This is a genomic window from Thiomicrospira microaerophila, from assembly GCF_023278225.1.
GTDB lineage: Bacteria > Pseudomonadota > Gammaproteobacteria > Thiomicrospirales > Thiomicrospiraceae > Thiomicrospira > Thiomicrospira microaerophila_A.
In genome coordinates this window covers 283,699-293,979 of record NZ_CP070959.1, presented here as the reverse complement: position 1 = coordinate 293,979, position 10,281 = coordinate 283,699, and the positions used below count along the sequence as shown (strand labels likewise).

Annotated in this window: 7 protein-coding genes; all 7 read right to left on the bottom strand. The window is 45.7% G+C overall.

The window, feature by feature from the left end; genetic code table 11:
• Window positions 1–102 precede the first annotated feature (102 nt).
• A complete protein-coding gene (locus tag JX580_RS01440) occupies window positions 103–2,775 on the bottom strand; it encodes a hybrid sensor histidine kinase/response regulator (RefSeq protein WP_248851018.1) in 2,673 nt (890 codons plus the stop codon).
• Between the two features lie 77 nt (window positions 2,776–2,852).
• Window positions 2,853–5,570, bottom strand: coding sequence for a methyl-accepting chemotaxis protein (locus tag JX580_RS01435; protein ID WP_248851017.1), 2,718 nt, complete (start codon window positions 5,568–5,570; stop codon window positions 2,853–2,855).
• Window positions 5,571–5,751: 181 nt separating this feature from the next.
• Entirely contained in the window at window positions 5,752–6,444 is a 693-nt protein-coding gene (locus JX580_RS01430) for a response regulator transcription factor (RefSeq protein ID WP_248851016.1), read from the bottom strand.
• A 96-nt stretch (window positions 6,445–6,540) separates the two neighbouring features.
• Entirely contained in the window at window positions 6,541–6,870 is a 330-nt protein-coding gene (locus tag JX580_RS01425) for a hypothetical protein (RefSeq protein WP_248851015.1), read from the bottom strand.
• 25 nt (window positions 6,871–6,895) lie between these two features.
• Window positions 6,896–8,113 carry an aminotransferase class V-fold PLP-dependent enzyme gene (locus tag JX580_RS01420; protein ID WP_248851014.1) on the bottom strand — a complete coding sequence of 406 codons (1,218 nt, stop codon included), beginning with the start codon at window positions 8,111–8,113 and terminating at the stop codon, window positions 6,896–6,898.
• A 67-nt stretch (window positions 8,114–8,180) separates the two neighbouring features.
• Window positions 8,181–9,524: a Fe-S cluster assembly protein SufD gene (gene sufD, locus JX580_RS01415; RefSeq protein WP_248851013.1), complete on the bottom strand. Its 1,344-nt coding sequence runs from the start codon at window positions 9,522–9,524 to the stop codon at window positions 8,181–8,183.
• The gene (sufC, locus tag JX580_RS01410; RefSeq protein WP_248851012.1) at window positions 9,490–10,248 is read right to left on the bottom strand and encodes a Fe-S cluster assembly ATPase SufC; all 759 of its coding nucleotides are present in this window, start codon (window positions 10,246–10,248) and stop codon (window positions 9,490–9,492) included. The genes sufD and sufC overlap by 35 nt, the downstream gene beginning before the upstream one ends.
• Window positions 10,249–10,281: the final 33 nt, after the last annotated feature.

Genomic DNA, 10,281 nt, shown 5'->3' with positions numbered 1-10,281 from the left:
ACTGATAGCGACATGATACCGTTTTATAAAAACTTTACGCCAAAAATATTTTATAAGACTTAATTGAACGCGATGGACATTCGCTTGGCACTTTAACTAAAGCTAGGTTGTTATAGTCGCCAGTGTATGCTTAACCGTTTGGTGCCACTGCTCGATAAACAGTGTATCAGGTAGGTGATAATGCGCAAGGTTCTTGTCAAGACAAATCAACAACTCCTCTAGGCGCTCTGCCCCAATGGTTGCGCACAACCCCCTTAAACGATGTATTTGCCGACAGGCTGACAACCAGGCCTGGCGATAATCTTGACTGGAAACCCGCGGGTCTTGACGCAGATTCACTAATCCGTCAAGTTGTTCGAGCAGCTTTGCACTTTCTTCCGGCCACTGTGATTTGAAGCGCAAAAGCATTTGATTATAGAGCCGCGGCTGGTTATCAACACAAGCCAACCCCTGCTGCTGATTAATCCAGGCCTGGTTCTCGATAAGAAAAACCGGCTCATCGGATTGCATTTCAAACTGACTCAAATCCACCGACTCTTGATTTAACAGGCGAGCGATCATAGTCCGCAGAACTTGACTATCAACCGGCTTACTTAGCAATACATTCATTCCTGCTTGCAATGCGGCTTGACGCTCAAACTCGGAGGCATGAGCACTAATGCCAATAATCGGCAAATCGCGATTAAATTCACGTATTGCAAGGCTCGCCTCAAAGCCATTCATTTTTGGCATCTGCTTATCCATTAACACCAAGTCAAACGGAGTTTGTTTGACCATCGCTACGGCTTCTTCACCATTCTCGGCCAAATAACAGTCAAACCCAACACGCTCTAACCACTCCATTAACACTTGTCGATTAATCGGCATATCTTCGACGATTAAAACACTGCCGTGAAAACCCGTTGAATTTAGCAAGCGCTGGCCAGCATCAATCATGACTTGCTGTTCAGCCAACAAGGACTGCAGCTGCTGATCAGAACACACACCTAAGGGCAGGTTAAAACTAAAACAACTGCCTTGCCCAGCTTGACTGGAAACATGAATGCCCTCTGAACCCATTAACCTCACCAAATCTTGGCTGATAAATAACCCCAAACCTGAGCCGCCGTAAAACTGACTAACCGAATCATGGCCCTGCTGGAAAGGCTGAAACAATAAGGTTTGCTGATCCTCTGAAATCCCTATCCCAGAATCCTCAACACCGAAAGCGAGCCAAGCCTGATGAGGCTCTGCCGAGTTTTCAGCATTTGAAATACAGCTTACAAACAGATTCACCCCACCTTGTTCGGTAAACTTTAGCGCATTACTAATCAAATTATTTAACACCTGTAACAATCTTTGCCGATCACCACAGTAGGCCGGTTGAAGCTGGCTGTCTAAAACCATTGACCAACGCAAACCTTTTTGCTGAGCCAGAGGGGCATATTGGCGTTCAATATCATGCAACAGCTGTTTTAAATCAAAGGGTTTGGATTGAATCTGTAACTGACCGGCATCAATTTTAGAAAGATCTAAGATGTCGTTCAGCAGTTCGCGCAGGTTTTCACCCGACAAATGAATCTTTTTTAAACAATCATGCATTTTTTCGGTTGAGTTAGGGTTTTGAATCCCAATGTCAGCCAAACCCAATATTCCGGCTAATGGGGTACGAATCTCATGACTCATCACTGCCAAAAACCGAGACTTGGTTGCATCCGCCAGTTCGGCATCATGACGAGCCTGTTCTAATTTTTTGCGCTGAGTTTGTTGAAGATAAAGCGAATCATTAAAGGCTTGAATTAACTGACCAACCTCATCTTGCTGCTTCGAGTTTGATTGATAGGGCACCGGTTGATGCGGTGCGTTTCTTAAACTTTTCGCTGCTTCACATAGGGGTTTTAACTGGCGTGTCATTAAAACATAAAACAAAGGTAAACCAATCAAAAATAACAGCAAACCTAACATCAACATATCAGATAGCATTTTTCGAGTGGGTGCCAACATGCTGGACGGATCAATCACCGATACCTGAACCCACGGGGTTTGGGCTAACGGGTAGGCGCTGAAAAATTGAGGTTCACCGTTCATGCTCAAAACATAGCCACTCGTTTGTTGATTTTCCAACGCCTGAATTAAGGACTCATCCAACCACTGCTCGATAGGTTGAAAAACAAACTGGGGATCCGTTGAGCTGACAAATACACGCTGTTCAAGGTCGATTAGAAACGCTCTTTCCTGCTCACGCTTGAACTTTTCAAACACTTGAACCATCAGCTCATCTTGCTCAAGCAGCATAATGCCGATCATGTAACCAAGGAGCTGGTTAGTATCAGAAAGAATCGGCGTATTCACGATGAATATTGGCGCTTGTAAGCGGCGACCTAAAAAAGGAGGGGAAATATAGGGTTCACGTTGCTGCGAAACCCAAACCACATGAGGGCGATCACTGTAGTCCGTTCCGACTCGACCAGGCAAATTCGGCGAGTCCACTAAACCCATCGCCTCAGCATCAAGTATTAGCAAACCGCCATTATACATATGATGCAATACAATCCGCTGATCGAGGATTGCTTGTAACTGATCAACCGGCAACAACTGCTCACCATCGTGCATCAGGCTAGAAAACTGGGTCAATGCTGTTTTGCGCTGCGACAAGGTGGTGTCAACCATTTGGCTTAACACCGCATTGGCGGTCAGAGTTTCTGCAATAACCTGACGCTGATGTTGCTCAGTGTAGAGTTTCGCCATTAACGCCAATAACACCGCAGCCAACAACGATGAAAAAAACATCGTCATCAATAAGATACGCAAACGCAAAGAGCGCTGCAAAAACTTCAGAAAACTCAAAACCTAGTAACTCAATCGTTTAAGCATTAAAACTCAGCCCAATCATCGCCAGAAGGCTGCTGTTTGTTGAACGATCCCGATTGAGCGCTATTGCCAACAGACTTAGGTTTATTTACTGGCTTTGCTGCAATCGCTTTGGGCTGAGCTAACTGACTACCTGTGGTAAAAAAACTCATCTCACGCCGTAAAATCGAGGATTGATCACTCAAGCTCTCTGCTGCCGCTGCCGTTTCTTCAACCAACGCCGCGTTTTGCTGAGTTACACCATCAATTTTGGTAATGGCATCATGTACCTGATGCATCCCCGCCGCTTGTTCTCGGGTCGCATTTGCAATCTGCACCACCAGGCCTGCTACTTCATCAATCGAATGCGCCACTTCTTTTAATGCTTCACCGGAATCATCGGCTAACTGCGTACCTTCTTCAATTCGACTGACGCTTTCCGTGATCAACTTTTTAATATCTTTGGCGGCTTCTGCGGATTTTTGTGCCAAGCCACGCACCTCGCCAGCCACCACCGCAAAGCCTCGACCATGCTCACCAGCTCGTGCCGCTTCGACCGCGGCATTCAGTGCGAGCAAGTTAGTTTGAAACGCAATCCCATCAATCAAGGTAACTATTTCTGAAATCTTATGGCTGGACGCTTTAATGCCTTGCATCGCTTGGATGGTTTTTTCCATCACCTCACGCCCTTGTTGAGCCTTGGTCTGTACCTGAACGGCTAGTTTTGAAGCATGGTCGGTGTTTTCAGTATTTTGTTGAATCGTTGCATTCATCTGCTCCATCGTTGCGGAGGTTTCCTCGAGTGAGGCCGCCTGCTCTTGTACTCGATCGCTAAGATTTAACGAGCCTTGAGAGACCTCTTGGGAAGCCGCATTCACACTATTGGCAGCATCGGAAACCACCGCAACAACGTCTTTTATCTTCTCTAAAGAATAGTTAATCGCATTTTTAAGATTATGCAACTCCCCTCTAAATCGTCCTGACGGCAGCTGAGCCGTTAGATCGCCGGCAGCTTGAGCCGCAACCACTTCTGAAATTTTACTAATCGCCTCAGACATCGCATCCATCGAGGTATTAATCGCTTGTTTTAACTCTGCCAACTCACCCTGCGCTTCGGCTTTGACACGGTAATGGAAATCGCCTTCTTCCATCTTTTTCATTACTGAAATAATGTCGGTCATAACATGGTCAATACTGGATAACGCCCGCTCAACCTGGTCTCGGAAGGCTTGAGGCACCTTGGGATCCATTTTAATGTCAAACTGCCCCTGTTCAAGGCCGTTCATTACCTTCGTGAGTTCATTCATCGTGCCATCTAAGCTGCTTGCAGCCGAGTTAATCGCATCCTGCAAGGGCACAAAACTCCCTTTAGCACCAGTTGCGCTCTGGCTAAAATCGCCTTCACTGATCGCTCTAGCGCCTGCTCCGACTTGGGTGATCGCATTCAGGACATAGTTTTGTAATGAATTAAACTTGTTAATTGTCATCCCAATCGCATCATTCGACTTATCCTGAACACGCTGCGTCAGATCACCGGTTTGTTCAACATAATCGACTGCTTCACGAAGCTTGCGTAAACGAATTCTTAACAGACTAATCAGCCAATAGGTGACTGCAAGAATAATCAATGCAATAATCATCAGCGTGATTTCTAACTGTAATACCGGCTTAGCAATCGCTTTTTCAAGGTCTTGCATCGGAATACGCGCCGAAATCGCACCGCGTACATCGCCTATTTTCCAATCCTGCTTGGTACTGTTTGGATCATGGTTATGGCAATTCAAACAGGCTTGCGCGGTCATAAAATCGGGTACCGCCATTCTGAAATAGGGTTTACCTTGATACTGTTCAAGCTCGATATAAGGGACATCCGGATTTTGAGTCAATGCCTCAAGTGCTGCTTTTTCAAACGCATCCAAATTTGCAGGCCCTCTGAACTTAAATGGATGCGCACTGAACAATTTAACTTCACCCACCTCATTACCATCGCCGGACTGTTTTGACATTTCACCCAGTGCCAGCATCACGTTAGCCGCTAACGGAAGATGGGTCGGATGGGTAGCATATTCATGACTTAACTGCATTCCGGCGGCTCGAACCTTAGGTACGATTTCTTCCATATAAAACGCACGTGAGTTCATCGCCATCGTAATCATATCTGAAGCCGAGTTTTGCCCGGCGGCATAAAGGCTTTCATTTTTCATATGATTCATGCGTTCAGCCGTCACGACGCCACCCACGATAAACAAGGCTATAATCGGGAACATGATTTTTTGGAAAAGTTTTCTATCTCGGAACCAGTCGAACTTAATATCCCATGGCTTACGCGCTAGACTATTTTTGAAAACAAGCTTGCCTTCGTCAATTAAACGATAGGCCTGTTGCGCGGCAGCAATATCCTCTTCCGTTGCAGGCACACGTACTGAAACATAACCGGTAATTTGACCGTCTTCAACTATCGGCGAGGCATTAGCATTGACCCAATATTCATCACCATTTCTAGCACGATTGACCACCGTAGCAGACCAGGTTCGTCCCTGTTTTAAGGTGGCCCACATATCAGCAAAAACCTGCTTAGGGACACTCGGATGACGAATCATATTATGCGGCTGACCAATCATTTCTTGTTTTTGATAGCCGCTGACTTTTACAAAGTCATCTGAAGCCGTCACAATCGTGCCGCGCAAGTCAGTGGTACTATACAAAACATAGTGCTTAGGAATGTGAATACGATTTGCCATGAGTTATCCTTTTGTTGCCAAGCCTAGCCTGCGCCCTAGCGTTTTTAGAACACTAGAATCACTTTCGGCTTATTGTATCAGCGCGAAAAGAGCAAAGCTTGCAAAAGCCTTCACTTTTTAGATAAAAGACCTACGATAAAAAGCTGATTAAGAAAAAATTTTATACAAATAAATACCAGCGCTAACTCAACTGCAGTTCTATTTCTAGCGTTAACCTATAACCCATTCCGCGTACGGCCAGCAAACTATCATACAGCCCACTGATTCGAACTAACTTTTGGCGTAAGCGTGACATGATGACTTCCAGTTGCTTACGTCCTTTATTACTCAAATCCAAATTATTTAATTCCAATAACTCCCAATGCTCCAACTGTTGCTGCTTTGCTTGCAGCAAGGCTTGTAAAATTTTGGTTTCTTTAAAACTCAGCGCTTCACTAAAATTTTCTCCTAAGGTTAGTTTCTGTTTAATCGGATCAAATCTAAGCATTAGAGGTTCGTGAATCTCAGTCAGTTTCAAACGTTTAACTAAGGACTGAATAGCCGCCAAGAGTTCGACAGCAGGCACGGGTTTGGTTAAAAACAGGTCTGCACCCGCTTCATAGCTTTGAAGCTTATGATTTAAATCCTTGTGCATAGTAAGAATAATAATACCCAGGCTAGGGTTCATCGCGCGCAGACGTTTAGATAGGGTAATGCCATCCATTCCAGGCAAACTAATATCAACAATTGCCAGCTGACAATCCAAAACTTCAGTATCAGATGCCATTAATGCTTCAGCAGATTGATAGGCCATGACTTGAAAATGCCTGGATTCAAGCACTCTAACCAAAGACTCACTAATAATAGCCTGGTCTTCAACCAGCAATATATTCATTCACAATTCCACAATTTTAATCATGCTTTAAGTTTACCTTAAGTAACATGACCAAGAAACCACTTATCTCTAGTGAAATTAAAAATAGTATAAAAATTAGTTTAGCTTAGACTTCTCTGGCTCTAAAGGCGGGTTTTCACCGGAAGAGGAAACCGGCTGCGGTATCACCCAATAGCATTGCGCTAGGACCGCTGCCAATTCTGTAGGTTGATGCAAAGGGTCGGTAATTTCAACAAGGCTTCCGTTACCGGTTTGCAAGACGCCCTTTTGCTTGGCCGATTCCACAAGATCCATGAGTTCTTGCGCCCCCTCGCCTTCAATAATGCGCTGATCCGGGTTCCACCACACAACTTTAGAAGACAGGCTGGTTTGATCGGCAAGCGGTAAGAGCTCTAAGCGTATCCACGCTAAGGGTTGTGATGACATAACAGGTTCCCAGAAATTCAAAAATTTAGCGTAACATATCCAAGGCTTCATGAATAGACGCAACTAGGCGATCAATGTCATCTCTATTATTGTAAACACCAAACGATGCGCGCACCGTGGCCGGCACATTGAATTTCAGCATCACCGGCATCGCGCAATGATGGCTGGCGCGCACCGCGACGCCATCTTGATCAAGCAGCGTCGCCAAGTCATGCGGATGCGCTCCCTCAATCACAAACGACACCACCGCGCCTTTAGTTGCCGCCGTGCCAATAATCCGCAAACCTTCAATCTGGCTCAAACGCTCAGTGGCGTAATGCAATAGTTCTTCTTCAATCTGGGCGATACGTTCAAAACCGAGTTGGTTGATAAAGTCCAACGCCGCACCTAAGCCTATCACACCGGCAATGTTCGGCGTACCGGCTTCAAACTTATAGGGTAGCTCATTGTATTCAGTTTGTTCAAAACTCACCTTATAAATCATGTCGCCACCGCCCATGTAAGGCGGCATCGCCTCCAGCAAAGCTTGTTTAGCATATAAACAGCCGATACCAGTTGGTGCATAGAGTTTGTGACCGGAAAACACCAGAAAATCGACATCCAGCGCTTGCACATCAACCTTGATGTGCGAAGTTGATTGTGCGCCATCAACCAAAACTTTCGCCCCAGCCTGATGCGCCATCTCGACAATCTGTTTAATCGGGTTAATCGTGCCCAAGGCATTCGACATTTGCGTTACCGCGACCAGTTTGGTGCGTTCGTTAAGCAGGCCTGCTAGATCCTCCAAACTGAGTTCACCGCGCTCATTGATCGGCCACTTAATCACCTCAATACCGATTTGTTCGCGTAGCATTTGCCAGGGCACCAGGTTGGAGTGATGCTCCATTTCCGATACGATAACTTGATCACCAGCCTTTAGAAAATGACGCCCCCAACTTTGCGCAACTAGATTGACGCCTTCGGTCGCACCACGCACAAAGATGATTTCTTTATAGGACTTTGCGTTAACAAAGGCCTGCACTTTTTTACGCACCGTTTCAAAAGCGTCTGTACCGCGCTCGCTCAACCCATAGACACCACGATGCACATTGGCGTTTTGTGTTGAATAATAATCTTCAACCGCTTGAATCACCGAGAGGGGTTTTTGACTGGTCGAGGCATTGTCAAGATAGGTTAAAGGATGACCGTTTTCTGTTAGCTTGAGAATCGGAAATTGCGCTCTAAGCGCGGCATGATCAAACATCGAGACCACCTGTTACTTCATAATGAATGAGGTATTCCCATGCGCTGCATGGGAATAAAGCGCTTGTTTAAGCTTGGGTATTGCCATTGAGCTTTTGTGTCAACTGATTCGATAACCAGGCCTGCGCCTTAGCTGACGCGACGGTTTCAAGCGGCTCAAGCAGGAAAGCTTGGGTCACTAAACGTCGTGCATCGGCTTGGTTAATACCTCGAGCGCGCAGGTAAAAGATCTGTTCATCGCTAATTTGACCTGACGCTGAACCATGTGAACACTTGACATCATCGGCATAGATTTCAAGCTGCGGCTTGCTATCCACTTGGGCGGTTTTTGATAACAACAAGTTCTTGTTATCCATCTGTCCATCAGTTTTTTGCGCGCCTTGATGCACCTTAATCATGCCATTAAACACGCCAACAGCCTGATCATCTAACACCAATTTGTGTAATTGACGGCTGACTCCCCACCAGGCCTGGTGCTCGGTATGGGTGCGGGTATCCATCACTTGTTTGCCGGTGGCTAAACAGGCACTGGATTGATTGGATTCAATATGTTCACCATCCATCATCAATACATTCTGATGACGCGACAAGGCGGCACCTAGGCCGACATAAACCGAATTAAACACCGACTTTTCAGCTTGATCAATCATCTGCAAACCAAAATAAGCGCCTTGAGTAGCAAGGTCTTGCAGAATAATCTGCTGCAAGTTGGCATGTTCTGCAATTTCAATTTCAGACACCACGTTATCTAACGCATTCAAGTCTGATTGGGTAGTAACATGCTGCTGTATCAGCGTTAGCTGCGCACCATGTGCCAGCACGACCTTGTTTCTTACCGTATTGGCATGGCGATCTTGGGTTTGTAAAAAGCTACATAAAATAGGGCGTTCGACCTGACAATGTGGTTCAAGGCTAATGAGTACCCCATCATCAAATAACATCGAATTCAAACAACCAAAAGGTTCTGCTTGTATCTTGTCTTCATGGCTCATTAAAGCACAATGTCCCTGCGAAAAATCCAGCACATCCTTTACCGGTTCAATATTTAAACCACGTGGGAGTTCGCTAATATCATCGGAATAGGTTTCGCTAAAATAACCGTCAATAAACACCAAATGGGTGACATCAAACGGGGGCAAAAGCTTTTTGATTTGCGAAGCGTCAATTTTTGCACCGCCCGATACCTGATAATGCGTCTGCAAAAACCCGGTTACCGGGGTATATTTCCAATCTTCATCACGACGACTGGGAAAACCCTGTTCGGCAAAACGGGCTGACGCATCACGACGAAAGGCGGCCAAATCAGGCTGACCCGCCTGTAGGCTCAGTGATTCAGACAGCGCGATGTAAAAATCCATCGCGCTTTGCGCGACCGGACTAAACTTCTTCATGGGCTTGGATAAGGTGGTCATACCCCTTCTCCTCTAGTTCTTGCGCCAATTCAAAGCCACCTGATTTAATAATCTGGCCGTTATAAAGCACATGGACAAAATCAGGCTTAATATAATCCAACAAACGCTGGTAATGGGTGACCACAATAAAACTGCGCTCCGGCGAACGTAAACTGTTAACACCATCGGCAACAATGCGCAACGCATCAATATCCAAGCCCGAATCGGTTTCATCCAAAATACACAGCTTAGGCTCAAGCATTGCCATTTGGAAAATGTCATTACGTTTCTTTTCACCACCGGAAAAGCCGACATTCACTGAACGCTCCAACATCAGCGGTGACATGTGCAAGGCTTTCATTTTTTCCATCGCTAATTGATCAAAATCAAACATATCTAGCGGCGCTTGACCGCGTGCTTCACGCACGGCATTCACGGCGGTTTGCATAAACAATTTATTCGACACTCCCGGAATTTCTACCGGATATTGAAAGGCTAAGAAAATACCTTTTTGCGCGCGTTCTTCAGCATCAATTTCTAACAGGTCTTCGCCTTGGTAGGCGACGGTCCCCGCGGTGACTTCATAGTCTTCACGCCCGGCCAATACACTTGACAGGGTGCTTTTGCCTGAACCGTTCGGCCCCATAATGGCATGCACTTCACCGGGATTTACTTGAAGATTAATCCCTTTAAGAATCTGTTTATCTTCGACCTGGGCTTGTAGATTTTGAATATCTAGTAACATAGTTTTTGTCTTCGCTTTTGCGTTAAAAATAGT

What these genes read in the sequence shown, in the direction of transcription:
- sufD (WP_248851013.1), bottom strand. Translation starts at nt 9,524, where the DNA reads ATGACCACCTTATCCAAGCCCATGAAGAAGTTTAGTCCGGTCGCGCAA.
- JX580_RS01440 (WP_248851018.1), bottom strand. Translation starts at nt 2,775, where the DNA reads ATGACGATGTTTTTTTCATCGTTGTTGGCTGCGGTGTTATTGGCGTTA.
- JX580_RS01425 (WP_248851015.1), bottom strand. Translation starts at nt 6,870, where the DNA reads ATGTCATCACAACCCTTAGCGTGGATACGCTTAGAGCTCTTACCGCTT.
- JX580_RS01420 (WP_248851014.1), bottom strand. Translation starts at nt 8,113, where the DNA reads ATGTTTGATCATGCCGCGCTTAGAGCGCAATTTCCGATTCTCAAGCTA.
- JX580_RS01435 (WP_248851017.1), bottom strand. Translation starts at nt 5,570, where the DNA reads ATGGCAAATCGTATTCACATTCCTAAGCACTATGTTTTGTATAGTACC.
- sufC (WP_248851012.1), bottom strand. Translation starts at nt 10,248, where the DNA reads ATGTTACTAGATATTCAAAATCTACAAGCCCAGGTCGAAGATAAACAG.
- JX580_RS01430 (WP_248851016.1), bottom strand. Translation starts at nt 6,444, where the DNA reads ATGAATATATTGCTGGTTGAAGACCAGGCTATTATTAGTGAGTCTTTG.